The sequence below is a fragment of the Nocardia sp. NPDC059177 genome, assembly GCF_042755165.1.
Taxonomy (GTDB): domain Bacteria; phylum Actinomycetota; class Actinomycetes; order Mycobacteriales; family Mycobacteriaceae; genus Nocardia.
On record NZ_JBHZBX010000023.1, the window covers coordinates 23,140 to 49,251 of the forward strand.

Here is a 26,112-nt window from a genome sequence, read left to right on the forward strand (position 1 = left end):
TCGTCCGCACATGAGCTCAGCGCCACCGGTCGTGACCACGGCGGACCTGGGCGTCGACGACGAGGAGCGCCCCGCCCGGGCGCTCACCGGCTTCCCCGCCCGCCTGGTCGGCGTCGTCGCGCTCGCGCTGGCCCTGCTCTCCGTGTGGCAGGTGTTCCGGCCGCTGTCGCAGGGCAGCCAGTACTACCTGGTGATCTTCCTCGCGGTCGCGCTGCCGCTGGTGTATCTGAGCTACCGATCCTGGTGGGGCCCACTCGATCGCGCCGACCGGCCCGCCGTCCTGGACTGGGTGCTGGCCGCGCTCACCCTGGTGGTCTGCCTGTACCCGGTGCTGCCGCTGACGATCGGCGCCGCCGGGGGCGGCTACGACGCCTTCCTCGACCGCCAGGGCCTGCTCGCGCCCCTGGATGTGGTGATGGGCGGGTTGCTGCTGGTGCTCGTGCTCGAGGCCTGCCGGCGCACCACCGGGGTGATCCTGCCGATCGTGTGCCTGGTGTTCCTCGCCTACGGTTACTACGGCGGTCTGCTGCCGCAGCACTGGGCCATCGCGCACGCCGGACTCGACGTCGACCAGATCGTGGACGCGCTCTACAACTCCGGCAGCGGCTTCTACGGCACCCCGCTCGACGTGGCCGCCAGCTATATCGTCCTGTTCACCCTCTACGGCGCGGTGCTCGAATTCTCCGGCGCCGCACGGTTCTTCGTCGATCTGTCGGTCTCGCTGTTCCGCCGTTCACGCAGCGCGGCCGGGCGCACCGCGGTCGCCTCGGGCTTCCTGCTCGGCACCGTCTCCGGTTCGGGTACCGCGACCGCGGTCAGCACCGGCGCGGTCACCTGGCCGATCCTGCGCCGCGCCGGCTACCGGCCCGAACAGGCAGGCGGCATGCTCGCCGCCGCGGGCGTCGGCGCCATCCTGTCGCCGCCGACGCTGGGTGTGGCGGCCTTCATCGTCGCCGAATACCTGGACGTGTCGTATGTGACCGTGCTCGGCTGGGCACTGATCCCGACCCTGCTCTACTACCTCGGCATTCTGCTCGCGGTCGAGATCGACGCCCGCCGCATCCATGCCGAGGGCCGCGCACCCGCCGACCTCGCCGACGCGCCGCTGCCCACGCCGTGGTGGAAACTGCTGGGGCGCTTCGGTTATCACTTCTCCTCACTGATCGTCATCGTGGTGCTGCTGCTGACGGGGATGAGCGCGACCCGCGCGGTCGTCTACGCCACCGTGCTCGCGCTGCTGCTCGCGATCCCCGACCGGCTCTCGCGGGCGCGCGAACGGACCGAGCCCGGCGCGCGGCCCGGATCGGCGCGGGTCGCGGGCCGGTTCGCGCTCGACGCGTTGCGTGCGCTGTCGGTGGGGATGCGCGCGGCGCTGCCGGTGGTCGCGGTGTGCGCCGCGGCCGGCGTGATCACCGCGATGACGACCAAGACCGGGCTCGGCGCACAGCTGGCCGCGCTGCTGGTGCGGGCCGGTTCGGTGCTGTCGGACAATCCGGCGGTGGTGCTGGCGACCACCGCGGTGCTGGCGGCGATCGCGCTGTCGCTGCTGGGGCTGGCGGTGCCGGTGACGGCGTCGTTCGTCATCGGCTGGGTGATCATCGGGCCCGCGCTGCTGGAGCTGGGCGTGGCGGCGCCCGCCGCGGCGATGTTCGTCTTCTACTTCTCGGTGCTCTCGGAGGTGACCCCGCCGACCGCGCTGGCCGCGGTCGGCGCGGCCGCGGTGACCGGCGCCAAGGCCATGCCCACCATGTGGCAGGCCCTGCGCTACGCGCTGCCCGCGTTTCTGGTGCCGTTGATGTTCGTGCTCACCGATTCCGGTCAGCATCTGCTCGGCCGTGGCCCGGTGCTCGATGTGCTGTGGGTGAGCGCGGCCGCCTGCCTGGGCGTCGCGGCGCTCGCGGTGGCGACCGGTGGCTGGCTGTTCGGGGTCGGCGCGGTCGGCACCGCGGCGCGCGTACTGGCCGCCGCGGCGGGACTGACGCTGCTGTACCCGGCGCCGCTCGCCACCGCGATCGGGCTCGGACTACTGGTGGGCGCGGTGCTCGCCGGGGTGATCGATCGGGCACGCGGTCGCCGAACAGCCACGGGCACACCGTGATCGGCGGATTCCAGCAGGCGGCGAACACGCCGTCGACGAGAGGGGACACCATGGTCAGAACTGTTGTCGTCGCGGTCGCGGTGACCGCCGCCGCGGCACTGCTCACCGGATGCGGCGGCCGGCAGGACACCCCGACCGCCGACTCGGGCGGCGCGGTGACCTGCGAGGTGCGGCAGGACACCAGGATCGGCATCGCCACCGGCAACGCGACCGGGGTCTACTTCGCCCTCGGCAACGCCTACGCCGAGCAGGTGTCGAACGCGACGAACGGGGTCGTGAAGGCCACCGCGGCCGAGACCGGCGCGTCGGTGCAGAACATCCAGCAGGTCGTCGGCGGGAGCTATCAGGTCGGCTTCTCGCTGGCCGATTCCGCGGCCGACGCGGTGCAGGGCACCGGCAGCTTCACCAGCGCTCAGCCGGTGCGTGCGCTGGCCCGGCTCTACAACAACTACACCCAGGTCATCGTGCGCAGCGACGCCGGCATCGACTCGCTGGCGGATCTGCGGGGCAAGCGGGTCTCCACCGGGTCGCCGAAATCGGGCACCGAGGTGATCGCCCAGCGCGTCCTGCAGGCGGCGGGCCTGAACCCGGACAGCGATGTCTCCGCCCAGCGCCTGAATCTCACCAAGACCGTCGACGGGCTCAAAGAAGGTTCCATCGACGCCATGTTCTGGTCCGGCGGCCTGCCCACCCCGGGCATCACCGACCTGTTCACCACGGCCGGGGACAAGGTCCGCTTCCTCGACATCACCGGCGTGCTGCCGAAGCTGAAGGAGATCAACCCGGTCTACGAGGCAGGCGCCATCCCGGCCGCCACCTACGGCCTCGCCGCCGACGTGCCGACCGTGGTCGTGCCCAACCTGCTCATTGTCCGCGACGACCTCGACGCCGACCTGGCCTGCGTGCTCACCAAGACCCTGCTGGACCGCAAACCCCAACTGCAACAGGCGAATCCGGCCGCCGAGGGAATCGACCCGGAGACCGCGAGCAAGACCGCGCCGGTACTGCTACATCGCGGGTCGGAGGTCGCGCTGGGCTGAGTGCCTGCCGAAGGCGCCCACCGGTGACGGCACCCGGCCGCGCGTGGCGATCACCGCGCGCGTTCCACCGGCATGCCGACTGTCTCCGACTGGGCAACGGCCAGAACCGGGCGGGCTCGGGGGTCCTGCCGACCTGGCCGCCACGACGATGCTGGACGGCGTCGAGCCGGTGGCGGACAATCGCGGAATGCAGCGAGTCGGCAGTGTGGTCGCGGTGTGCGCGTTGATGTTCGGCACGGTGTTCGCGCTGGGGCCGGCTGCGCGCGCGGAACCGGAGTGCACGGCCGGTGTCACGCTGAACCCGGTCGCCATCACCGTCGACGGTGAGCCGGCGACCGGGCGGGTGTACGAGCCGTATCGGTGTGTGCCGGGCGATCTTCCGGCGACTCAGCTGGTCGTCGCGGTGCACGGGCACGGCGGGTCATCGGCCGATTTCGCGCCCTATATGGCGTCGCTCGCGCAGGCGGGTGGTTCGCCGATCCTGCTCATGGATCTGCGCAGCGCGCAGGGTCCGTGGCGGACCGGGGAGTGGAATCTGTGGGCGGGCTGGCGCGATGTGGTCGCCGCGACCCAGTGGTATCGCGGCGAGCATCGGGCGATCACGTCGACGGTGCTGTGGGGCTGGAGCCAGGGCGGCATCATCAGCGGGCTCGCGGTCGCGCACGGACCGGCCGGGCTGTTCGACTACTGGGTGGACAACTACGGACCCGCCGACGATTTCAGCATGTGGGCCGCGAGCGGCTCGGTGAACGCCGCGCTGCCCGCACAGATCGAACGCGACGCGGGCGGGTGCACACCGCTGGTGTGCCCGCTCGCCTACGTCGACCGGTCACCCGCGCTGCTGGCCGGGCGGATGAGCATGCGCCGCGCGTTCATCGTCCACGGCACCGCCGACACCGTCGTCCCCTTCGCGACCAGCGTGGAACTGCGGGCCGCGCTCACCGCGGCGGGCAAACCGTTCTCCTTCTACACCGTCGTCAGCGGGCGTGGCCTCGACGGCGCCGTGGTGCCGGGCAATCACGATGTGGGGCCCGCGCTGTTCGAAGGCGGCTGCGTGGTGCTGCGCCTGCTCGCCGGCACCGAACCGCTCGCCCCGCCGATCAGCGACTATCTCGTCGATGTCGCGTCGGGCGTGGTCACCGCGCCGCCCGCACCACCCGCCGCGAAGTGCGCCGCCTGAACCGGAACACCACGGCGATCCGGCGCGTTGTGGCGGGGGACGACCACGGCGGAAGCGAGGACACGATGACCGAACCGGGCCACCGGCAGCACGATGACCTGGATCTGGACGGCTACCTGGCCAGGATCGGCTACGACGGGCCACGCACCCCGACCGTCGACACCCTGCACGCCCTGGTCGCGGCGCACACCACGACCATCCCCTTCGAGAACCTCGAGATCCTGCTCGGTCGCGGAATCCCGCTCGACCTGCCCACCCTGCAGGACAAACTGGTCCGGCGCCGCCGCGGCGGGTACTGCTACGAGAACGTCACCGTCTTCGCGGCCGTACTCGAACAGCTCGGCTTCGGTGTCACCCGGCTCAGCGGCCGGGTCACCATGGGCACCCTCGACACCGGCGTCGTCCGGCCCGCCACGCACGCGCTGGTGCGGGTGAGCACCGGCACCGACGACCGCGTCTGGATCTGCGACGTCGGCTTCGGCTTCGGCCCGCTCGCCCCCTTCGAACTCACCGAGACGTCCGGCGAGTTCCGGCTCGGACAGTGGCGCTTCCGGCTCGAACGCCGCACCGGCGAGCTCGGCACCGACCTGTGGGTGCTGCACCAGTTCGCCCGCGACGGCTGGCAGGACCGCTACGTGTTCAACCTTGTCCCGCAATACGGCATCGACTACGCCGTCGGCAACCATTTCGTGTCGACCTCCCCACACTCGCCGTTCACCCGCCGCCCGTTCGTGCAGCGGTTCCGGCCCGACGCCCACCACGTGCTCGACGACCTCACCCTCACCACCGAATACCCCGACGGCACCGCCCACTCGCGCGAGCTCGAGCCCGGTGAGCTGCCGAAAGTCCTGGCCGAGGTCTTCGATATCGACCTCGACGAGGCCGACACGACCGCGCTGTCCGCCACACCCTGGCGAGTGAACTAGGCCCCGCATCGGGTACGCCCCGCACGGCCCGGCGGTTTGCTTCCCGCGTGTCGCTACGGCAAATTGATGGTTACTTGCCGGGAAACAACCCCGATGTTGGCTGTGGGGTCCGAAACAGTGGGGTCGTGGCGTGCCGAAGCTTCCGTCCGTGGTGCCGATTCAGCGGGATTCGGCGGTCCGTTCCGGGTCGACCGGTGTCGCCACCGAGCGGCGCGACGATCTCGACGGCCTGCGCGGTGTCGCGATCGCGCTGGTAGTGGCCTTCCACGTGTGGATGGGCCGGGTCTCCGGCGGCGTCGACGTGTTCCTGGTGCTGTCGGGCTTCTTCTTCACCGGCGCGGTGGTGCGCGGGGTGGAACGCCGCGGCGTCGTCACGGTCACCGCGACCGCCCGGCGAACCGTGCGCCGGCTGATGCCCTCGCTGGTGGTGGTGCTGGCCGCGATCGTGCTGGCCACCATCGCGCTGCGGCCCTACACCCAGTTCGGGGAGACCGCGGCGCAGACACTGGCCTCGATGTTCTACGGCCAGAACTGGTATCTGGCCGGCGCCGAGCTCGACTATCTGGCGCCCGACCCGTCGGTGAGCCCACTGCAGCATCTGTGGTCGATGTCGGTGCAGGGCCAGTTCTACGTGGTGATCGTCGCGCTGCTGGCCGGCTGGGCGTGGCTGCGCAGGCGCGGTGCCGCCGGCCGGCCCGTCCTGCTGCTGACGCTGACCGGGATCGGGCTGCTCTCGTTCTGGTACGCCGCCGCCGGGTCGGCCACGCACCAGGCCTGGACCTACTACGACAGCTTCGCGCGGGCCTGGGAACTGCTCGCCGGCGCCGCCCTTGCCGTCGCCGCGCCCTACCTGCGGATCCCGGCGCGGCTGCGCGGCCTGTTCGCCCTGGCCGGGCTGGCCATGGTGCTGTCGTGCGGCCCGCTTTTCGACGGCGCCAACCAGTTCCCCGGCGTCGCCGCGCTGTGGCCGGTGGGCGCGGCCTGCCTGGTGATCGCCGCCGGCTTCGGGCCCGGCGGGGCGAGCTCGTGGCCGAGCCGGGCGCTGGGCGGGCGGGTCTGTACCGAGCTGGGCGCGGTGGCCTACCCGCTGTACCTGTGGCACTGGCCGATCCTGATCTTCTATCTGGCCGAGACCGGGCGCCCGCACGCCGGACTGGTCGACGGGCTGATCGTCATCGGGGTCTCGCTGGTGCTCGCCTACGCCACCACCCGACTGGTCGAGACGCCGCTGCGGATGCCCTCGGCGGGCCGGGTCGCTACTTCGGACAACCGTGTCGCCACCGCGGACAACCGGGTCGCCGGTGGGCTGGTCGGCGTGCTCGCGGTCGGCGTGCTGGCCGCCACGCTCGGCTGGCAGGTGGTGCTGAGCGCCAATCCGGCCGTGCCGCCGGGAGTGCTCGACGCGCAGCGCTATCCCGGCGCGTCCGCCCTGCTCTCCGGTGCGGACTATGCGCCGGAGCCGATGCGGCCCACCGTGTTCGAAGGCTCGGTCGACACCCCGTCACCGACCACCGACGGCTGCATCACCCCCGATCGGGAAGTGCGGGTCTGTACCTACGGCGATCCCACCGCCACCCGCTCGATCGCGCTGGTGGGCGGCTCGCATTCCGAGCACTGGCTGCCCGCGTTGGAGCTGCTCGGCACCGAACACGGGTTCCGGGTCGTCTCCTACCTCAAGGAGGGGTGCCCGATCGTGCTGTCCGACCAGCCGTCCTATGCCGAGTACCCGTTCCCCGAATGCCACGCGTGGACCGTCGAGGTGCTCGACCGGCTGGCCGCCGAGCCGCCGGACTGGGTGCTCACCCTGTCGACCCGCTACCGCCAGTCCGGTGGGGGCGACGAGGTGCCCGTCGAATACCTGGAGGCGTGGTCGGCGCTGCAGGACCGCGGACTCAATGTGCTGGCCCTGCGGGACACGCCGCGGCTGAACCGCGACGGCGTCTTCTATCGCGCCACCGACTGCCTCGCGCACCGCGGCGACGCCGACAGCTGCGGCATGGAACGCACCGACGCCCTCGACACCGTCGACCCCGCTGCCGAACCGGCCGCCGGCTACCCGAACGTGTACCTGCTCGACCTCTCCGACGCCGTCTGCCGTCCGCAGCGCTGCCGGGTGGTCGAGGGCAATGTGCTCATCTATCGCGACGAACACCACCTGACCGCCAGCTACGCGCGCACCCTCGCCCCCGAGCTGGGCAGGCAGATCGGCGGCATCACCGGCTGGTGGTAGCCGCGAGATCCCCGCGTGCGCCCGAGCGGGCGGATACCCTCGGTCGCGTGCGCCTCACCCGCGAGACCCCGGTCCTGCTCCTCGCGCTCGCGCTGCTGCCGGTCGCCTGTAGCACCGGCCCCGATCAACCCGACACCGTCGCCGCGGCCTTCGCCGCCGCGCTCACCAGCGGCGACGCGACCGCCGCCGCAGCGCTCACCGACGCGCCGGCACAGGCCGCGCCCGTGCTGACCACGCTGTTCGAGAACCTCGGTCACCACGACTCGGTCCGGGTCACCGGCACCGACGACAACACCTTCACCCTGGAATCCACCTGGAAGTTCGGCCCCGGCGACCGCGACGTGTGGACTTACACCAGCACCGGAACCGCCACCGACACCGACGGCTGGAAGATCGCCTGGCGGCCCGAGACCGTCGCGCCCGGCCTCGAACTCGGCCCGCTGTCCTACAGCCCGGTCCCACCGGATCCGGCCCGCGTGCTCGACGCCGCAGGCGGTGACCTGATGACCGAGCAGGTGGTGACCCTGGTCCAGGCCGCCCCGGACGCCGACCTGCCCGCCCTCGCCGCGCTGCTCGACCGGCACGGCGTCACCGAGGCCGGCCTGCGCGCGGATCTGGCTGCCGCGCAAGGCAAAACGATCACCGCCGTCACCCTGCGCGAGACCGACATCGCCCCGATCCAGCAGGAACTGACCGGCCTGCGCGGGGTGACCCTGGCGCCGCAGACCCGGCTGCTCACCGTCGACAAGTCGCTGGGCGGCCCCACCCTGTCCGGCCTGGCCGAGCTCTGGCAGCAGCAGGCCGACGACGCCGCGGGCTGGGCGGTGCGCGCGACGACCGCCGCGGGCACCCAGCGCATCGCGGGCCCCGACCCGGCCCCGACCACCGATATCGCCACCACCCTCGACATCGACCTGCAGCACGCCGCCGAGGACGCACTCACCCCGCTCACCACCGCCGCCGCGATCGTCGCCCTGCGCCCCTCGACCGGCGAGGTGCTGGCCGTCGCGCAGAACGATCCCGCCGACGACCAGGGCGCGATCGCGCTCACCGGCCTCTACCCGCCCGGATCGACCTTCAAGACGGTCACCGTCTCGGCCGCGCTGCAAGCCGGGGGAGTGACCGCCGACTCGGTGCTGCCGTGCCCGGGCCGCGCGACCATCGAGGGCCGCACCATTCCCAACGACAACGGCTTCGACCTCGGCGCGGTGCCCCTGCACACCGCGTTCGCCCGCTCCTGCAACACCACCATGGCCGAGCTCGGTGTGCGCCTGCCCGCCGACGGGCTGACCGCGGCGGCCGCGCAGCTGGGACTCGGGGTGGACTATGTGACACCCGGGTTGACGACTGTCACAGGGAAGGTTCCCCCCGCGCAGAATCCCGCCCAGCAGGTCGAGGCGAGCATCGGCCAGGGCGCGGTGACCGCCTCGCCGTTCGGCATGGCGCTCGTCGCCGCGGCCCTCGCGCACGGATCGGCACCCGCCCCCGCCCTGGTGCGCGGGCGGCCGGGGACCCCGGATCGGCAGGCGCCGCCGGTCCCCGCGGCGGTGACATCGCAGATAGCGGCCATGATGGCCGAGACCGTGCGCGCGGGGACCGCCACCGCGCTGCGCGACATCACCGGCCTGCTCGGCAAGACCGGGACCGCCGAATACCTCGACGACCAGCACGCGCACGCCTGGTTCGTCGGGATCGACGGCGACCTGGCCTTCGCGGTCTTCGTCGCCGACGCGGGCAGCTCAGGACCGGCGGTCGAGGCAGCGGGCAGGATGCTTCGTGTGAAACGATGATCTATGTCACGTGCTGCGGGCGGGCAATCCCCCCGCTGCCGCACGCGGTCGTCCCACGGCCAGCTACACTCGTCGGCGGGCCATATCCATGGTCAATACGCGGGATGTCACAATTTCGAGAAGGTTCGGAGTAGGCGCCATCGATACCGGTCAGAAGATCGCGGAGCATTACCGCCTGGTCGAGCGTATTGGTAGCGGCGGCACAGGCGTTGTATGGCGTGCTGTCGACGAACGCCTCCAACGCTCCGTGGCTGTGAAGCAGATCCACATCAAACCCAGTTTGCCCGAGGGCGAACGGGATGTCTTGCGCCAGCGCGCGATTCGGGAAGCCCGCAACGCGGCACGCTTCCAGCATCCCAACGCCATCGTGGTGTTCGACATCACCGAGCACAACGGTGACCCGTGCCTGGTGATGGAGTACCTCAAGTCGGTCAGCCTGGCGGCCGAACTGGGCCAGAAGGGTCCGCTGCCGCTGGCCGAGGTCGCCCGCATCGGCGAACAGGTCGCCTCCGCGCTCATCGCCGCCCACCAGGCGGGTCTGGTGCACCGCGACGTGAAGCCCGGCAACATCCTGCTCGGCGAGCACGGTGAGGTGAAGATCACCGACTTCGGCATCTCCCGCGCCACCGGTGACGTCACCCTCACCGAGACCGGCCTGATCTGCGGCACCGCCGCCTACCTGGCCCCCGAGGTCGCCCGCGGCGCCGATCCGACCCCGGCCGCCGACGTCTTCGCCCTGGGCGCAACGCTTTTCCACGCGCTGGAGGGCGAGCCGCCCTACGGCGCCAACGCCAACCCGCTCGCCGTGCTCTACGCCGCGGCCAACGGGCAGGTGCGCGAGCCGCGCAACGCGGGCCCGGCCACCGATTTCCTGCTCGACCTGCTCAACCCCGACCCGCTGGACCGGCCGACCATGTCCGAGTCGCGCGCCGCGCTGGCCGCGTTCGCCGACGAGGACACCGTGTCCGCCGGGTTCGTCCCGGCCAGCGAGGCCTACGGCCGTCACAACTCCGCGGCGGCGACCCAGGTCATCCGCCAGTCGGGCCGCCGGGCCTCGCATGCGGGCGCGTCCACCGCGACCACCCGCCAGATCCGCTCCAACCCGCATCCGCAGCAGCCGCGGATGGATACCGCCGCGCACCCGCCGACCCAGGCGCAGCCCGCGCCGGTGCCGCGCAAGCAGGCGGGCAAGGGTCGTGCGGTGCTCATCGGTTCCGGCATCGGCGCGGTGATCGCCGCGGTCGCCGTCGCTGTCAGCGCCATGAGCAGCTCCGATAGCGACTCGCCGCAGATCCAGGCGAACCCGTCGACCTCGGTGCAGGCCGCCGATCCGTCGGCGAGCAAGACCCCGGCGGCGGCCCCGCTCGGGCAGACGACCAATGTCGGCACCGTCGACATCGGTTCGGCCGGTCGGCTGGTGGAGGACTTCTACAGCGACCCGGCCGGTTCCTGGTCGCTGCTCACTCCCGCCGCGCAGAAGCTCTACGGCAGCGAGACCGCCTTCCGCGAGTACTGGGACGGGCGCATCATCAACACCTTCACCAGCATCACCGCGGTCAGCGGCAACAATGCCGACGGCTCGACCGACATGCAGCTGGCCAGTATCACCATCGACGGTCAGACCAGGTCCAACATGGTCATGCGGGTGGTGAACTCCGGCGGTCGTCTGCAGATCGACGGCAACACCCGCTGACCCCGCCGTACCACCGAAGCCGGTCCCGGGCCCAGTGCCGGGACCGGCTTTTCCGTTCGCGCGGGGATGTGCCGGAAAACCTGTCGTGGGGGACCATTAGGCTGGTAACCGACCTGACCGAGCACAGACAGGACTGCACCCCGATATGACTTCCCGCATCGAGCTCGCCCGCGTCGATCTGCGCGGTCGTACTCCTTCCGCTGCCGAGCTGCGCACCGCGCTGCCGCGTGGAGGAGTCGACGTGGACTCGGTGCTGCATCATGTGCGGCCGGTCGTCGAGGACATCCGCGACCGGGGCGCCGCGGCCGCGCTCGACTACAGCGAGAAGTTCGACGGCGTGCGCCCGGCGGTCGTGCGGGTGCCCGCCGCCGAGCTGGCCAAGGCGCTCGACGAGCTGGATCCGGCCGTGCGCGCCGCGCTCGAGGTCGCGATCGAGCGGACCAGGAAGGTGCACGCCGATCAGCGCCGCACCGACACCGTCACCGAGGTGGTGCCGGGCGGCACCGTCACCGAGAAGTGGGTGCCGGTCGAGCGGGTCGGGCTGTATGTGCCCGGCGGTAATGCGGTCTACCCGTCCTCGGTCGTGATGAATGTCGTCCCGGCGCAGGCCGCGGGCGTGGACTCGCTGGTGGTTGCCTCGCCGCCGCAGGCCCAGTTCGGCGGTCTGCCGCACCCGACCATCCTGGCCGCCGCCGCGCTGCTCGGCGTCGACGAGGTGTGGGCGGTCGGTGGTGCGCAGGCCGTGGCGCTGCTGTCCTACGGCGGCACCGACACCGACGGCGCCGCGCTGGAACCGGTCGACCTGATCACCGGACCGGGCAATATCTATGTCACCGCGGCCAAGCGGTTGTGCCGTGGCCTGGTCGGCATCGACGCCGAGGCGGGCCCCACCGAGATCGCCGTGCTCGCCGACGCCACCGCCGACCCGGTGCACGTGGCCGCCGACCTGATCAGCCAGGCCGAGCACGATGTGCTCGCCGCCAGCGTGCTGGTCACCGACTCCGTCGCGCTGGCCGACGCGGTCGACGCTGCGCTGAACGCCCAGCTCGCCGTGGTCAAGCACGATGCCCGCGTGCGGGAAGCGCTGAGCGGCAAGCAGTCCGGGATCGTCCTCGTCGACGACATCGCCCAGGGTCTGCGCGTGGTCGACGCCTACGCCGCCGAACACCTCGAGATCCAGACCGTCGACGCGGCCGCCGTCGCCGCGCGGGTGCGCAGCGCGGGCGCGATCTTCGTCGGCCCGTGGGCGCCGGTCAGCCTGGGCGACTACTGCGCCGGCTCCAACCACGTGCTGCCCACCGCGGGCTGCGCGCGGCACTCCTCGGGCCTGAGCGTGCAGACCTTCCTGCGTGGCATCCACATCGTGGAGTACACCGAGGCGGCGCTGAAAGATGTCGCCGGGCACGTCGTCGCCCTGGCCAACGCCGAAGACCTGCCCGCCCACGGCCAGGCCGTGCAGGCGCGTTTCGAGGCACTGTCGTGACCACACCCACCGTGCCCGGCGCCGCCGCGACCCTCGACCAGCTGCCCCTGCGCGACAACCTGCGCGGCAAATCGCCCTATGGCGCACCGCAATTGACCGTGCCGGTGCAGCTCAACACCAACGAGAACCCGCACCCGCCGAGCAAGGCGCTCATCGACGACGTCGCCGAATCGGTGCGCGCGGCAGCCGCCGACCTGCACCGCTACCCGGATCGTGACGCGGTCGCCCTGCGCGCGGATCTGGCCGCGTACCTGACCCGCCAGACCGGCGTCCCCGTCGACACCGCCAATGTGTGGGCGGCCAACGGCTCCAACGAGATCCTGCAGCAACTGCTGCAGGCCTTCGGCGGACCAGGCCGCAGCGCGCTGGGTTTCGTGCCCTCCTACTCGATGCACCCGATCATCTCCGAGGGCATCGACACCGAGTGGATCGAGGCCAAGCGCAGCGGGGACTTCTCCCTCGACATCGACTACGCCGTCGCCCAGATCAGCGAACGCCGCCCCGACGTGGTGTTCGTGACCAGCCCGAACAACCCGACCGGTCACAGCATCCCGATCGACGAGCTCGAACGGGTGCTCACGGCCGCGCCCGGCATCGTCGTGGTGGACGAGGCCTACGGCGAGTTCTCGGCCGCGCCGAGCGCGATCACCCTCATCGACCGGTTCCCGACCAAGCTCGTGGTCACCCGCACCATGAGCAAGGCCTTCGCCTTCGCGGGCGGTCGCCTCGGCTATCTGGCCGCCTCACCCGCCGTGATCGACGCGATCCTGCTGGTCCGGCTGCCGTATCACCTGTCGGTGGTCACCCAGGCCGCCGCGCGCGCCGCACTGCGCCACGCCGGTGAAACCCTCGGCAGCGTCGCCGAATTGGCGGCCCAGCGTGACCGGGTCGCCACCGCGCTCACCGAGCAGGGTTTCGCAGTGATCCCCAGCGACGCCAACTTCATCCTGTTCGGCCGGTTCACCGACGCCGCGGCGGCCTGGCAGCACTACCTCGACGCCGGGGTCCTCATCCGCGATGTCGGCATCCCCGGCTACCTGCGCGCCACCATCGGGCTCGCCGCGGAGAACGACGAATTCCTGCGCGTGAGCCGCGATATCGCCGGCACCGACCTCACCCACTGACCGCTGGAGGCAACCGATATGAGCAGAACAGCGCGGGTGGAGCGCGTCACCAAGGAATCCAGCATCCTCGTCGAGCTGAACCTCGACGGCAGCGGGCAGACCGAGATCGCCACCGGTGTCCCGTTCTATGACCACATGCTGACCGCGCTCGGCGCGCACGCCGGGTTCGACCTGGTCGTGCGGGCCGAGGGCGATATCGAGATCGAGGCCCACCACACCGTCGAGGACACCGCCATCGTGTTCGGCCAGGCCCTGGGCCAAGCGCTCGGTGACAAGAAGGGCATCCGCCGCTTCGGCGACGCCTTCATCCCGATGGACGAGACCCTCGCGCACGCCGCGGTCGACGTCTCCGGCCGGCCGTACTGCGTGTTCACCGGCGAACCGGAACACCTGGTGCATACCATCATTCCCAGCGCGGGCCCCGGCGCGTCCTACTCGACGGTGCTCAACAAGCACGTCTTCGAGTCGATCGCGCAGAACGCCAGGATCGCGCTGCACGTGCGCGTGCTCTACGGCCGCGACCAGCACCACATCACCGAGGCCGAGTTCAAGGCGGTCGCGCGCGCCCTGCGTGCCGCCGTCGAGATCGATCCGCGGGTCAGCGGTGTGCCGTCCACGAAAGGCGTGCTGTGAGCAAGAAATCCGTCGTCCTGCTCGACTACGGTTCCGGCAACCTGCACTCCGCCGAGCGCGCGCTGGTGCGGGCGGGCGCGCAGGTGGAGGTCACCGCCGATCCGCAGGCTGCGCTGGCCGCCGACGGCCTGGTCGTGCCCGGTGTCGGCGCGTTCGCGGCGTGCATGGCCGGGCTGCGCGCGGTGCGCGGTGAACGGCTGATCGGCCAGCGCCTGGCCGGTGGCAGGCCGGTGCTCGGCATCTGCGTCGGCATGCAGATCCTGTTCGACCGCGGCGTCGAATTCGGCGTCGAGACCGAAGGCTGCGGCGAATGGCCAGGCACCGTCGCCGGCCTGGACGCCCCCGTCCTCCCGCACATGGGCTGGAACACCGTCAAGGCCCCCGCCGACAGCACCCTGTTCGCCGGCATGGACGCCGACACCCGCTTCTACTTCGTCCACTCCTACGCCGCCCAGCAGTGGGAACTCCCCGGCAACGAACACCTCGCCCCGCCGAAACTCACCTGGTCCGAACACGGTGTGCCGTTCCTCGCCGCCGTCGAGAACGGACCGCTCTCGGCCACCCAGTTCCACCCGGAGAAGTCCGGCGACGCGGGCGCCCAGCTGCTGCGCAACTGGATCGGGTCGCTGTAGCGCACCACGTCATCCGGTGAACGGCGGCCTGTCGTTCGTGCAGGTCGTGCCCGGGGCCGGGAGTCGCAGGTCGATCAGATAGCGCGTGCGCAGCTCGGTGACGCAGGCGCCGACCGGTTCGTGGCCGTAGCCGTCGGTGACCACCACCAGCCGTGCGGTGCCCAGCGCGTCGGCCGCGCGTTGCGCGCCGGTCAGCGGGGTGGCCGGGTCGAAGCGGTTGTTCAGCAGGAGCGCGGGGACTTCGGTGCGCTGGGTCCAGGGGCCGGTGTAGCGCTGGGGATAGCCGTCGGCGGGGTCGGGCCAGGCGGCGCACGGCTGTCGTAGATAGAGCCAGAACGGGCCGAAAAGTGGTGCGGTCCGGGCGGATTCGGCCGCCAGCCCCGGCCACCGCTGTGGTGGTTCGGTGAAGGAATTGTCCGCGCAGGAAATGGCGACGAACGAGTCGAGGAGATCGCCGGTCGGCGCGAGCGCGGTCAGGATTTCCCGCACCACCGTGGGATTCCCGGCCGGGCCTCGTTCGAGTTCGGCCAGCAGCGTGGCGAGCCCCGGCCAGCCCTGGACCGGGTCGTAGAGCAGCAGGGCGTGTGCCTGGACGAGTTCGCTGTAGGTCACCGCGACGGTGTCGGCACCCGACCCGACCGGGATCGCCGCCGTTCGCGCCCGGTCGAGCAGCGCGGTGTCGCGGGACCGCAGCTGCGCCGTGGACGATCCGGGCGCGCCGAACGCGCAGTGCGACGGGCCGGCTTCCGCGCACAGGCGCAGGAATTCGCTGAACACTTCCTCGGTGCCCGCTGCGGTCGCCTCGATGCTCGAAAGGGTGTCGGTGGTGTAGGTCGCGGGGTCGATCAATGCGGAAAGTTGCAGTGCGCGAACACGATCGGGGAACAGTGCACCGTAGACGGCGCCCAGATAGCTGGCGTAGGACGCGCCTTCATAGGTCAGTTCCGGGTCACCGATCGCCCGGCGGAGCAGCTCGAGGTCGCGGGCCGCGTCCACGGTGGTCAGATGGGCGATGAGCGCGCCGTCCTGGCGGTCGCACCCGGCCGCGAGTCGCCTGCCGGCGTCCTCGGTGGCCCGCTCCTGCTCGGCATCGACCGGTGGCAGCGCCAAGGTACGCCAGAAGTCCTGCTGGGCACCGGTATCCGGAAAGCACCGGACCCCCGCACTGCGTCCGACCCCGCGCTGATCGAAGGTGACCACATCGAACCGCCTGCTCAGCTCACCGGAAAACAGCTCGCCGCGCGCCGCCCACTCGACACCCGACCCGCCCGGCCCACCCACCGCGGTGAACAAGGTACCGACACGGTGCGCCGGATCGCTCGCGCGCTGGCGCACCACCGCGAGTTCGATGCGCGGCCCGTCCGGCCGCGCGTAGTCCAGCGGCACCGGCACCGTGGCGCATTCCTTCCCGTCGATCACCGGCGCGCACGGCCCCCAGTCGATCCGCGGCGTCGGCACCGCATCGACCTGCGCCACCAGCTCGGCGGCCGCCGAACGACTGTCCTCCGTGGCGACACACCCGCCGACTACCGGTGCCACCGCGATGAGAACACCACACACAAGGGATTTCGGACCGACCATGCGTGTCATCCTCGTGCCACCGGGGCAACGGTGTCGTCCCCCGTTCGACGGAGCCACCCCCTGAATTCGCCCCGATCGATATCGGGGTAGGGCCCCAGAGCTGCTCGGGCCGCCCTGCCGTTCAGCTCGCGGGCCCATCCAGCAGCCCGTACGCGGCGATCGGCGACAACAGCACTTCCACGCACGCGACCTGCCGCGCAGGTGTGGGTCTACCGGCGTACCGGTGGGAAGTGGCGGGTCGGCGCGGGTTTCGGCAGCCGGTGCCGACGTAGCTGCTCGACCATCGTGGGCGTAAGTCCGGAAGGTCTACACTCGCCGCCTGCGCGGATATCGTCGTCGCCTCGCCGGGCGGGCTGTCCACGATCAGCAGTGGTAGCGGCGTCAGCCGATCGACTAGTTTTGGCACATGCGTTCGAAGAGAAGGCTTTTCGCTGGAACGACTCTCGCGGTGGCGACGGTGATCGCCGTATCCGGTTGTGCCGCATCGGCGCCGGTCGCCACGCCTGCTGCGCTGTCGTCGACCACCGTCGCGGCCCCGACGACCACCGATCCCGCCACGGTCGGCGGATCCGACTTCGGGCCGGGGCCGTACCGGGTCGAGGCGACCGTGGCGGTGGGCGAAAGTCCCACCAGCATCGCGATCGACCCCGAAGCGGGCAAAGCCTTCGTCGCGCGGGATGGGGAAGGCGCGAACGGGCAGTCGGTCTCGGTGATCGATACCCGGACGCACACGCACAGCGGTGACATTCCGGTGGGTCAGGTCTTCCCCGCGGGGCCTCAGTCGATCGCGGTCGACACCGATACCCACCTCGTCTATCTGGTGGGTGGCAGCTCCGCAGGTCAGGTGCTGGTCATCGATCCGGACACCGAATCGGTCACGGCGATCATCGAAGTGGACGGAGACCCGGTCGCGGTCGTCGTGGACGCCTTGCGGCACACCCTCTACGTCGCCAATCGGTTCTCCCGGACCGTCACGGTCGTGGATACCGTCACCCGTGCCACTGTCGCGACGATTCCGGTGGACGGTTCTCCCCGCGGATTGGCGATCGATCCGGACACCCATCATCTGTGGGTCGTCAGCGAGGCGGGTGCTTCTGTCATCGACGCGGACAACCACACCGTGAGCACGACCGTCCAGCTCGCCGGCGATCCGAAGTACATCGCCATCGACCCGCAAACGCGGACGGCTTTCGTGACTCACCCGGAACAGAACTGGGTCTCGCTCATCGATACCGTGACCCGCACCGGGATGGACAGCGTGTCATTGGGAGTGCGGGGGAGCGCTTTCGCGGCAGTCGTCGACCCGGTTGCGCACACCGTGTACCTCTCCGGCGGGGTGTTCGACGTCGTGACGATGATCGACACACGCACCCGCGCGGTCACCGCCGCACGGTACTCGGGGATCACCCGAACGACTCCGTACGGCTCGACAACCTACGGCATGGCCGTGGATCCGGTGCGCCACCTGCTCTATGTGACCAACAGGGACAGCGGTCAGATCGAGGTGATCGCACACGAGTGAGACCGGCTGCGGCGGCAGGGGGTTCATGGCTGGTCGAGGTGGGCGCGGTCGGCGGCTTCGGTGCCCGCGTGCCAGCCCTCGGCGGAGCGGAGGGTGATGCCTCGGGTGTGGGTGGTGGGGAAGTAGGTGGTGACTGCCTGGTCGACGCGGTGGGCGTGGGAGGTGAGGATGGGGAGGAGGGTGGTGGGGTCGGGGGAGTCGGCGACGGTGGTGGTGGTCGCGGTGGCCAGGCGGGCGCCGATGCGGGTGGCGTAGGCGGTGAGGAAGGCCTTGCGGTAGGCGCGGGTGCGGGAATCGGCGGTGGGGGTGGGGGTGGGGGTGTCGATCATGGTGCGGGTGGCCTGGACCAGCAGGGAGGTGGACAGGATTTCGACGGCGTCGAGGTCTGGGTCGTCGCCGATGATGGTGACGAAACCCCAGTCGGCGGCGAAGACGGCGCGGGCGCGGTTGGCGCGGGTGACCTGGTCGACCAGGAGAGCTTTGGCGTCGGTGTAGGGGGTGTCGAGCCAGAGGCGGCGGGCGGTGGGCAGGGGCGGGCCGGTGGTGTGGTGGGCGAGGATCGCGCGGTCGATGGCGTAATTGGTCATCAGTTCCTGGGCCTTGGCGGACAGGGCCTCGGCCTCCTCGGCGAAGGAGGTCGACTCGGCCTTCGCGAGCAGGCCGCGGACCCGGCCCAGGGTCTTGTCGTCCACGTGCTCGTGGGCGACGGGACGTGCCGGGGTGCCGGGCAGCGGGCAGATCGGCTCCAGCCGGGGGAGCTGGAGCAGCAGGGCCAGCGCCGCGACGATCGAATCCAGTGCCTCGCTGCCCGACAGCAGCGCGCGGTCGGCCCACTGGCCGGGGTGGGGGCGGTCGGGGGACCACCAGACGGTGGCCGCCAGGGCATCGAGCTGGTTCTGCCAGATCTCGTCGACGGTGTCGGGGGCGAAGGGCGCGCGGTGCTCGGCCATCAGATCGGTCAGATAGCCGAGGGCGAACTCGTCGACACGGCGGCGGGCGGCCTGGTGGACGTCCATCGGCAACCAGCCGGCGTCGAAGGCGTGCGCGATCAGCCGACGGCCCGCCCGCGCCGTGCCCTCGGCCACCTCGGCGGTGAGCGAACCCGGACCCGCGAGCTCGTCGACGAAGCGGCGCACACTGGTCTTGTCGCCCTGGGCGGTCGCCAGTGCGGCGGTCGCGACAGCCTCGGCGATCCGGGCGGGGTCACCGGCGACGGCCGCCGCGTCCAGCGCGGGCCACGGCACCGGTTTGCGGCCGGTGCGCCGGCGGCGATTCTGCTTGCCCACGGTCGGGGCCCTCCTCCGCGATCGGTCTCGGCGACCATTGTCCCGGTGGCGTGACCGCGGCGGATCAGGCGGTCCCTCGGTCGCGCGGTGACCGTCGGTCCGGGTAACGCAGCGCCGTGCCTGCCTTCGTCGAGCAATCACGTGCGGTGCGCGGGATGGTGGGTCCGATCCTGTGACACGGCCGGATGACCGCGCGCACGGGAGCCGTCTGGTTTCCCGCGGCGGCCGGCAACCAACTGTCGCCCGCGTGTGAATCGGTTGGCGCGACCATGGCGCGGCAGCGTGGTGGCGCTCACGGTCGGATCGACGGCCCTGGTCCGCATGTCATCGCGCGCGCGGATTGCGTTGGCGTGGAAAGATATCGGTGGCGAAGGGGTGTCCTACGGTGGGATCGATGCTTAGAGTGGCTCCATGAGCTATCGGGGGATGCTGGCCGCGGAACGCGCGGAGATGATCGAGTTGCTGCGCGGGCTGACCGACGCGCAGTGGGACACTGAATCGCTGTGTGCGGGGTGGCGGGTGCGGGAGGTCGTCGGGCATCTGCTCACCGATACCCTCGGCCCGCCGGCCTATCTCCGGGCCGCGATCCAGCACCGTGGCAATGTCGACCGGATCAACAACGCCCTCGCCGCGTCCTTCGCCGCGCAGTCCACCGCCGAGCTGGTCGACAGTTTCGCGCACCGCGCCGGTCGCCTGTCGAAGTACTCCCCGCGCCTCATGCTGGCCGACCTGCTGGTCCACCAGCAGGACATCCGCCGCCCGCTCGGCCTGCCCCGCACCATCCCGGCCGACCGGCTCACCGCGGTTCTTTCCCACCCCGACCCCTTCGCCTTCCCCGGCAGGCGCACCAAGGGTCTGCGGTTCGTCGCCACCGACGTCGACTGGTCGGCCGGTGACGGTCCGGAGATCCGCGGGCCCGGCGAGGCCCTCGCCCTGGCCATGGTCGGGCGCGCAGTAGTGCTCGACGAACTCACCGGCGACGGAGTCCCCGAACTCCGCCGCCGCTCAGCCTGACCGGATCGGCAGCCTCGGTCGATCAGGCTCGCTCGGGCCGGCAGAAGCCTGGATCGCCGGGCGGCGTCGGTCGCGAGCGGTACCCTGAAACCATGACCGCCGCCCATCCCCTCGAGCCAATCCACGGGCGCATGGTGATGTTGCCTACCCCGCCACTCGAGGGGTTCACCGCTGCCGACATTCCACGGCTGATAGAAGTTGTCGATGCGCCCTTCGAGTTGCTCGACGGTGAAGTTGTGATGATGGCCCCAGCCACCCAGTGGCACGACGAGGCGATGGACGTGCTGAAATTCGCGTTGCGCGGCGTTGCACCACGCGATTTCGTCATCACGACAGAGAAGGGGATCGATCTCGGGCACACGGTGCCGGAACCGGATGTGCTGGCCGTGGCGCGCGCGGCAGTGCATGCCGACTCGCTGTACTTCGCTCCGGAAGACGTCGCGCTCGCGGTCGAGATCGTCTCCCCGCGCACCAAGACCAAGGACCGCACCTTGCGTCCCGCGCAGTACGCGCGGGCGGGTATCCGGCATTTCTGGCGGGTGGAGAACGAGCGGGGAGCCATGGTTGTGTACACCTTTGAATTGCTGCCGGAAGGTGGGTACGCACCGACTGGTGTGCACCGCACCCGGCTGCGGGTGGACCGGCCGTTTCCGATCGATCTCGTGGTACCCGAAGTCACCTGGTGAACCGAAGAAGCGGCTGTCCCGATCGAGTCTCGAGTGACACTGGCCGCATCCGCACGGACCGGTACGTCGATCACGGGCGCGGACCCACTAGTCTGATCACGTGAGTCTTGTGCTGTTGCCCGCCGTCGATGTCGCCAATGGGGAGGCCGTGCGCCTCGTGCAGGGGGAGGCCGGTAGCGAAACCAGCTACGGGTCGCCCCGGGACGCGGCGCTGGCATGGCAGCAGGCCGGTGCCGAGTGGGTGCACCTGGTCGACCTGGACGCGGCCTTCGGCAAGGGCAGCAATCGTGAGCTGATCGCGCAGGTCGTCGGCGAACTCGATGTCAAGGTCGAGCTGTCCGGCGGGATCCGCGACGACGACTCGCTGAAAGCGGCGCTGGCCACCGGGTGCGCGCGGGTCAATATCGGCACCGCGGCGATCGAGAACCCGCAGTGGTGCGCCAAGGTACTCGGCGAGTACGGCGACCGGATCGCGGTCGGGCTCGACGTCAAGCAGATCGACGGCGAATGGCGGCTGCGGGGTCGCGGCTGGGTGACCGACGGCGGTGACCTGTGGGAGGTTCTCGAACGTCTCGAACGCGACGGCTGCGCGCGCTACGTCGTCACCGACGTCTCCAAGGACGGCACACTGACCGGCCCCAACCTCGAACTGCTGAGCGAGGTCGCCAACGCCGCCGACGCGCCGGTCGTCGCCTCGGGTGGCATCTCGGTGCTCGACGACCTGGTCGCCATCGCCGGCCTGGCCGAGGACGGCGTGGAGGGCGCGATCATCGGCAAGGCGCTGTACGCGGGCCGGTTCACCCTGCCCGAAGCCCTGGCCGCGGTGCGCTGACGCCACCGATGAGCACCGCGCCGAACACCGCCGAACTCACCGATCTGCTGTCGGTCGCCACCCAGGTACTGGACGCGACCGTCCCGCGTTTCGTCGAAGGAGTCGGTGCGCCGAGCGCGGTCACCAAGGGCCGCAACGATTTCGCCACCGAACTCGATCTGGAACTGGAACGCACCATCTCCGCCGAACTGCGCCGGCGCACCGGCATCGCCGTGCACGGCGAGGAGTTCGGCGGTCCGGCGCTCACCTCCGGCACCGCCTGGGTGCTCGACCCGATCGACGGCACCTTCAACTACTCCTCCGGCCACCCCATGTCGGGCACGCTGCTGGCGCTGGTGCACGACGGCGAACCGGTCATCGGCCTGACCTGGCTGCCGGTGCTCGGCCGCCGCTACGCCGCGGTCGCGGGCGGCCCGCTGGTCCTCGACGGCGTCGCGCTGCCGCGGCTGGAACCCGGCAAACTCGCCGACGCCATGATCGGTTTCGGCGCCTTCAACCTCGACTCCGCCGGCCGCATCCCCGGCCAGTTCCGTTTCGACCTGCTCGGCGCGCTGAGCAGGCTGTCCTCGCGGGTGCGCATGCACGGCTCCACCGGCATCGACCTGGCGTTCACCGCTTCCGGGGTGCTCGGCGGCGCGATCGTGTTCGGGCATCATCCCTGGGACAACGCGGCGGGTGTGGCGCTGGTGCGCGCGGCGGGCGGGGTGGTCACCGACCTGGCCGGTGCCCCGTGGACGATCACCTCGGGCTCGGTGCTGGCCGCGGCACCCGGCGTGCACGAGGAACTGCTGGAAATGATCTGTACGGTCAGCGACGAAGAACGAGGCTGAAACCATGACATCGCTGGACAGCACCACCGCGAGCACCCTGGCCGTGCGCGTCATCCCGTGCCTGGACGTGGACGCGGGCCGGGTGGTCAAGGGCGTCAACTTCCAGAACCTGCGCGACGCGGGCGATCCGGTGGAACTGGCCGCCACCTACGACGCCCAGGGCGCCGACGAGCTGACCTTCCTCGACGTCACCGCCTCCACCGGCGACCGCGGCACCATGCTCGACGTGGTCACCCGCACCGCCGAACAGATCTTCATCCCGCTCACCGTCGGTGGCGGCGTGCGCACGGTCGAGGACGTCGACCGGCTGCTGCGCGCCGGCGCGGACAAGGTGTCGGTGAACACCGCCGCCATCGCCCGCCCCGAGGTGCTCTCGGAGATGTCGCAGCGGTTCGGCTCGCAGTGCATCGTGCTCTCGGTCGACGCGCGCACCGTGCCCGACGGCCAGCCCGACACCCCGTCCGGCTGGGAGGTCACCACCCACGGCGGCAAGCGCGGCACCGGCATCGACGCGGTCGAATGGGCCATCCGTGGCGCCGAACTCGGCGTCGGTGAGATCCTGCTGAACTCGATGGACGCCGACGGCACCAAGGCCGGTTTCGACCTGCCGATGATCACCGCCGTGCGCGCCGCGGTGCGGGTGCCGGTGATCGCCTCCGGCGGCGCGGGCCGGGTGGAGCACTTCCCGCCCGCCGTGCACGCCGGCGCCGACGCGGTACTCGCCGCCAGCGTCTTCCACTTCGGTGACCTGACCATCGGCCAGGTCAAGGACGCGATGGCAGCGGACGGTATCACCGTCCGCTGACCAGCGGGTTCAGGCGCCGCGCAGGCGAGTGAGTGCGGCGGCGGGTACGACCTCGTTGGGCAGCATGAAGCCCTGGGTGCCGGTGGGCTGCAGGAAGACCGTGTCGCCGACGACGATCACTTTCTTGATGTCGGCGTAGCGGTTGCTGACCTGTCCGCTGGTCTGTTGCAGGTGCATGGTGTCGTGGGTGTACTGCGCGCTGATCCGGTGTCCGGGGCCGGCGACCGCGGTGAACTTGGGGCTCACCCTGGCCAGCTGGAACGCGGTGACCAGGCCGACGACCACGAGCTCGAATCCGAGCACGATGAAGAACGCGCCGAACATCTCGCCGATCTCGGCGTCGGCGCCCTTGGACATCGAGGTGACCGTGCCGCGCACCAGCAGGAAAGCGGGAATCGCCAGCAGGATGGCCCATTTGACGGGCAGGCGCCAGGTGACCAGGGCGGCGCCGCGGCTCAGGCGCCGGGCGGTCCGGTCGTCACAGACATAGGCGACATCGATCGTCGCACCGGACTGCTGTGCGCCGAACTGCGGCTGCTGGTTCGGCGGTGGTGCCTGCTGGAACGGCTGTTGCTGCGGATAACCCGGCTGCTGGTGCTGCTGTGGATACCCGGGCTGTTGCGGGTACCCGCTCTGGTACGGCTGTTGCGGATAACCCGGCTGCTGATACGGCTGTTGCGGATGCATGAATTCCCCCTCCGAGCACGATAATTCGCCGAAATCGTAGACAACCGCGTTCGGCATTGTCGAATCCGCGCTGCGCACTGTGCGCAGCGTCGACGACCTCGTCGAACTGCTGGTGGCGATCGAGCTGTTATAAACAAGGCATGAGCCTCGATCCCGCCATCGCCGCCCGCCTCAAGCGCAACGAGGCGGGACTGGTCGCCGCCCTCGCCCAGGAGAAGGCGACCGGCGACGTGCTGATGATGGCCTGGATGGACGACGAGGCTCTGGCGCGCACCCTGGCGACACGCAAGGCCACCTACTACTCGCGCTCCCGGCAGCAGTACTGGGTCAAAGGCGAGACCTCGGGGCACACCCAGTACGTGCACGAGGTGCGGCTGGACTGCGACGGCGACACGGTGCTGCTGATCGTCGACCAGGAAGGCGCGGCCTGTCACACCGGCACGCACACCTGCTTCGACACCGACGTCCTGCTCGGCGCCGGCTAGCAGTCGCCGTCTTCGAGAATCCGGTTCAGCCGCTGGGCCAGGGTCTCGCCGAGCTCGGCGAGCTGCGCGGTCTGGGTGGGATCGAGCCCGTCGAGGACCAGTTTGCGCACCGCATCGACATAGCCGGGCGCCGCGGCGAGGACCTTCTCGAAACCCTCGTCGGTGAGGACCGCGTGCACACCGCGCCTGCCGGAGGTGGTGTCGCGGCGCGCCCAGCCCAGCCGTTCCAGTTTCGACACCACATGCGAGAGCCGCGATAGCGACGCATTTGCCTTGTGGGCGAGGTCACTGAGCTGCATGCGGTGCCCGGCCTCCTCGGAGAGCAGGCTCAGTACCCGGAACTCGAAGTGGGTCAGCCCGGACTCCCGTTGCAGCCGGGTGTCCAAGGCGCCGGGGATCCGGGTCATGAGGGCGACGATCGCCTGCCATGCGCGCTGTTCGACCGGATCGAGCCACTGGGTCATCGCAGGCCCCGCCTCGCGGCCGGACAGCAGAGGCAGGGAAGTGGGTCGCGCACCGAATAGAGTTTGCCACGACGTCGCTACGGCCGCCGAGAGATGGCTGACGTCGTGAGGTCACTCACAGCGACGCGCCGGTGCCGCCCTCACCCGACCGGAGTGGCGGGCGGGGTGGTTCCGGGACCGGGCCGCGATGCGCGGCCCGGCGTTTCCGGATCGGATTCAGCTCTTGCTGTCGGTCCGCTCGCGCAAGAAGGTCAGGGCCTCGTCGGCGTGGACGGCGGCGCGCAGTTCACCGGTGACGACCTTCAGGATGGTGCGGTCGGTGTCGATGACGAAGGTGTGCCGCTTGACCGGGGCCAGCTTGCCGAGCAGGCCGCGCTTGACACCGAAGGCCGCGGCCACCGCGCCGTCGGTGTCGGAGAGCACCGGGTAGTCCAGCCGCTGCTTGGTCGCGAATCCGGCCTGCACCTCGACGGAGTCGGTGCTGATCCCGACGCAGGTGGCGCCGACGGCGGCGAACTCCGCGCTCAGATCCCGGAAGTGGCAGGCCTCGGCTGTGCACACGGGGGTATTGGCGGCGGGGTAGAAGAACAGCACCAGCGGGCCGTCGGCGAGCAGGCCGTCGAGCGTGCGGAGCTGGGCGGACTGGTCGGGGAGTTCGAACTGGGGCGCGGTCTGGCCTGGCTGCATGCGACGACCCTAGCGAGCCCGACGCCCGGAACGGAAGATCCCCGTCCGCCACGGCGAACGGGGATCCGGTGACGACCGGCGCCGCCCCCGACGGACCGCACCCGCCGTTGCGGCGCTAACGCTCGAGCAGCGCGGCGATCTCCGGGCTCTTGATCTGCATCACGTCGAGGATGCCGTGGGCGCGCAGCAGCGGCTCGAGGCCGCGGATGAGTTCACTGTGACCGGCGTATTCGTCCGGGAACTTCGTCTTGTCGAGGTCCTGCATGGCCTTGGCGTAGGTGACGAACGAGTTCAGCGCACTCGTCGTCGCGGCCTTCTGGCCCGGACCGTAGTGCTGATGCGACGGGGCGGCCAGCCGGCCGTCCTGTGCGCCCTGGTGCGAGGGGTACAACATTGCTCCTCTC

The 26,112-nt window shown here is 70.8% G+C and carries 24 protein-coding genes; 18 read left to right on the forward strand and 6 right to left on the reverse strand.

Annotation, left to right across the window (positions count from 1 at the left end; translation table 11 throughout):
* The first annotated feature begins 10 nt into the window (after positions 1–10).
* The 11 genes from ACFXK0_RS24445 to hisH all read left to right on the forward strand — a co-directional run bounded on the left by ACFXK0_RS24445 (position 11) and on the right by hisH (position 14,829).
* Complete coding sequence (locus ACFXK0_RS24445) at positions 11–2,098, forward strand: TRAP transporter permease (RefSeq protein ID WP_379413083.1); 2,088 nt, start codon at positions 11–13, stop codon at positions 2,096–2,098.
* Between the two features lie 50 nt (positions 2,099–2,148).
* Entirely contained in the window at positions 2,149–3,138 is a 990-nt protein-coding gene (locus ACFXK0_RS24450; RefSeq protein WP_379413085.1) for a TAXI family TRAP transporter solute-binding subunit, read from the forward strand.
* A gap of 187 nt (positions 3,139–3,325) precedes the next feature.
* Positions 3,326–4,318: an alpha/beta hydrolase family protein gene (locus ACFXK0_RS24455; protein ID WP_379413086.1), complete on the forward strand. Its 993-nt coding sequence runs from the start codon at positions 3,326–3,328 to the stop codon at positions 4,316–4,318.
* A 65-nt stretch (positions 4,319–4,383) separates the two neighbouring features.
* Positions 4,384–5,244: an arylamine N-acetyltransferase gene (locus ACFXK0_RS24460; protein WP_379413088.1), complete on the forward strand. Its 861-nt coding sequence runs from the start codon at positions 4,384–4,386 to the stop codon at positions 5,242–5,244.
* A 130-nt stretch (positions 5,245–5,374) separates the two neighbouring features.
* The gene (locus ACFXK0_RS24465; protein WP_379413089.1) at positions 5,375–7,474 is read left to right on the forward strand and encodes an acyltransferase family protein; all 2,100 of its coding nucleotides are present in this window, start codon (positions 5,375–5,377) and stop codon (positions 7,472–7,474) included.
* 47 nt (positions 7,475–7,521) lie between these two features.
* Positions 7,522–9,264 carry a penicillin-binding transpeptidase domain-containing protein gene (locus ACFXK0_RS24470; RefSeq protein WP_379413091.1) on the forward strand — a complete coding sequence of 581 codons (1,743 nt, stop codon included), beginning with the start codon at positions 7,522–7,524 and terminating at the stop codon, positions 9,262–9,264.
* 88 nt (positions 9,265–9,352) lie between these two features.
* Positions 9,353–10,957, forward strand: a complete 1,605-nt coding sequence (locus ACFXK0_RS24475; protein ID WP_379413092.1) for a serine/threonine-protein kinase — start codon at positions 9,353–9,355, stop codon at positions 10,955–10,957.
* A gap of 145 nt (positions 10,958–11,102) precedes the next feature.
* Positions 11,103–12,440, forward strand: a complete 1,338-nt coding sequence (gene hisD / locus ACFXK0_RS24480; RefSeq protein ID WP_379413094.1) for a histidinol dehydrogenase — start codon at positions 11,103–11,105, stop codon at positions 12,438–12,440.
* The gene (locus ACFXK0_RS24485; protein ID WP_379413095.1) at positions 12,437–13,564 is read left to right on the forward strand and encodes a histidinol-phosphate transaminase; all 1,128 of its coding nucleotides are present in this window, start codon (positions 12,437–12,439) and stop codon (positions 13,562–13,564) included. Before hisD ends, ACFXK0_RS24485 begins: the two co-directional genes overlap by 4 nt.
* 18 nt (positions 13,565–13,582) lie before the next feature.
* A complete protein-coding gene (gene hisB / locus ACFXK0_RS24490; protein ID WP_379413097.1) occupies positions 13,583–14,197 on the forward strand; it encodes an imidazoleglycerol-phosphate dehydratase HisB in 615 nt (204 codons plus the stop codon).
* Positions 14,194–14,829: an imidazole glycerol phosphate synthase subunit HisH gene (gene hisH, locus ACFXK0_RS24495; protein WP_379413098.1), complete on the forward strand. Its 636-nt coding sequence runs from the start codon at positions 14,194–14,196 to the stop codon at positions 14,827–14,829. Before hisB ends, hisH begins: the two co-directional genes overlap by 4 nt.
* A gap of 9 nt (positions 14,830–14,838) precedes the next feature.
* On the opposite strand, the gene ACFXK0_RS24500 is transcribed toward hisH, so the two are convergent.
* Positions 14,839–16,368, reverse strand: a complete 1,530-nt coding sequence (locus ACFXK0_RS24500) for an alpha/beta hydrolase (RefSeq protein WP_379413100.1) — start codon at positions 16,366–16,368, stop codon at positions 14,839–14,841.
* A 448-nt stretch (positions 16,369–16,816) separates the two neighbouring features.
* Between ACFXK0_RS24500 and ACFXK0_RS24505 the strand changes: the two genes are divergently transcribed.
* Entirely contained in the window at positions 16,817–17,932 is a 1,116-nt protein-coding gene (locus tag ACFXK0_RS24505) for a hypothetical protein (protein ID WP_379413101.1), read from the forward strand.
* Between the two features lie 23 nt (positions 17,933–17,955).
* Here ACFXK0_RS24505 and ACFXK0_RS24510 read toward each other — a convergent pair whose 3' ends face one another.
* Positions 17,956–19,218, reverse strand: a complete 1,263-nt coding sequence (locus ACFXK0_RS24510; protein ID WP_379413103.1) for a DUF2786 domain-containing protein — start codon at positions 19,216–19,218, stop codon at positions 17,956–17,958.
* 411 nt (positions 19,219–19,629) lie between these two features.
* On the opposite strand from ACFXK0_RS24510, the gene ACFXK0_RS24515 reads away from it, so the two are divergent.
* The 5 genes from ACFXK0_RS24515 to hisF all read left to right on the forward strand — a co-directional run bounded on the left by ACFXK0_RS24515 (position 19,630) and on the right by hisF (position 23,385).
* Positions 19,630–20,232 carry a maleylpyruvate isomerase family mycothiol-dependent enzyme gene (locus ACFXK0_RS24515; RefSeq protein WP_379413105.1) on the forward strand — a complete coding sequence of 201 codons (603 nt, stop codon included), beginning with the start codon at positions 19,630–19,632 and terminating at the stop codon, positions 20,230–20,232.
* A gap of 92 nt (positions 20,233–20,324) precedes the next feature.
* Complete coding sequence (locus tag ACFXK0_RS24520) at positions 20,325–20,918, forward strand: Uma2 family endonuclease (protein ID WP_379413106.1); 594 nt, start codon at positions 20,325–20,327, stop codon at positions 20,916–20,918.
* A 100-nt stretch (positions 20,919–21,018) separates the two neighbouring features.
* Positions 21,019–21,750, forward strand: a complete 732-nt coding sequence (gene priA / locus ACFXK0_RS24525; protein WP_379413107.1) for a bifunctional 1-(5-phosphoribosyl)-5-((5-phosphoribosylamino)methylideneamino)imidazole-4-carboxamide isomerase/phosphoribosylanthranilate isomerase PriA — start codon at positions 21,019–21,021, stop codon at positions 21,748–21,750.
* An 8-nt stretch (positions 21,751–21,758) separates the two neighbouring features.
* Positions 21,759–22,580, forward strand: coding sequence for an inositol monophosphatase family protein (locus tag ACFXK0_RS24530; protein ID WP_379413108.1), 822 nt, complete (start codon positions 21,759–21,761; stop codon positions 22,578–22,580).
* Positions 22,581–22,584: 4 nt separating this feature from the next.
* On the forward strand, positions 22,585–23,385 hold the full coding sequence (hisF, locus tag ACFXK0_RS24535) for an imidazole glycerol phosphate synthase subunit HisF (protein WP_379413110.1): 801 nt from the start codon (positions 22,585–22,587) through the stop codon (positions 23,383–23,385).
* A gap of 9 nt (positions 23,386–23,394) precedes the next feature.
* Here hisF and ACFXK0_RS24540 read toward each other — a convergent pair whose 3' ends face one another.
* Positions 23,395–24,072, reverse strand: coding sequence for a hypothetical protein (locus ACFXK0_RS24540; protein ID WP_379413111.1), 678 nt, complete (start codon positions 24,070–24,072; stop codon positions 23,395–23,397).
* A gap of 140 nt (positions 24,073–24,212) precedes the next feature.
* Between ACFXK0_RS24540 and hisI the strand changes: the two genes are divergently transcribed.
* Positions 24,213–24,557 carry a phosphoribosyl-AMP cyclohydrolase gene (gene hisI / locus ACFXK0_RS24545; RefSeq protein WP_379413113.1) on the forward strand — a complete coding sequence of 115 codons (345 nt, stop codon included), beginning with the start codon at positions 24,213–24,215 and terminating at the stop codon, positions 24,555–24,557.
* On the opposite strand, the gene ACFXK0_RS24550 is transcribed toward hisI, so the two are convergent.
* From ACFXK0_RS24550 to ACFXK0_RS24560, 3 genes are all read right to left on the reverse strand, one after another.
* The gene (locus ACFXK0_RS24550; RefSeq protein WP_379413114.1) at positions 24,554–25,021 is read right to left on the reverse strand and encodes a MarR family winged helix-turn-helix transcriptional regulator; all 468 of its coding nucleotides are present in this window, start codon (positions 25,019–25,021) and stop codon (positions 24,554–24,556) included. The two genes, hisI and ACFXK0_RS24550, sit on opposite strands and share 4 nt — an antisense overlap.
* A 216-nt stretch (positions 25,022–25,237) precedes the next feature.
* Positions 25,238–25,708: a peroxiredoxin gene (locus ACFXK0_RS24555; protein WP_379413115.1), complete on the reverse strand. Its 471-nt coding sequence runs from the start codon at positions 25,706–25,708 to the stop codon at positions 25,238–25,240.
* Between the two features lie 115 nt (positions 25,709–25,823).
* Positions 25,824–26,102 carry a hypothetical protein gene (locus ACFXK0_RS24560; protein WP_379413116.1) on the reverse strand — a complete coding sequence of 93 codons (279 nt, stop codon included), beginning with the start codon at positions 26,100–26,102 and terminating at the stop codon, positions 25,824–25,826.
* Positions 26,103–26,112: the final 10 nt, after the last annotated feature.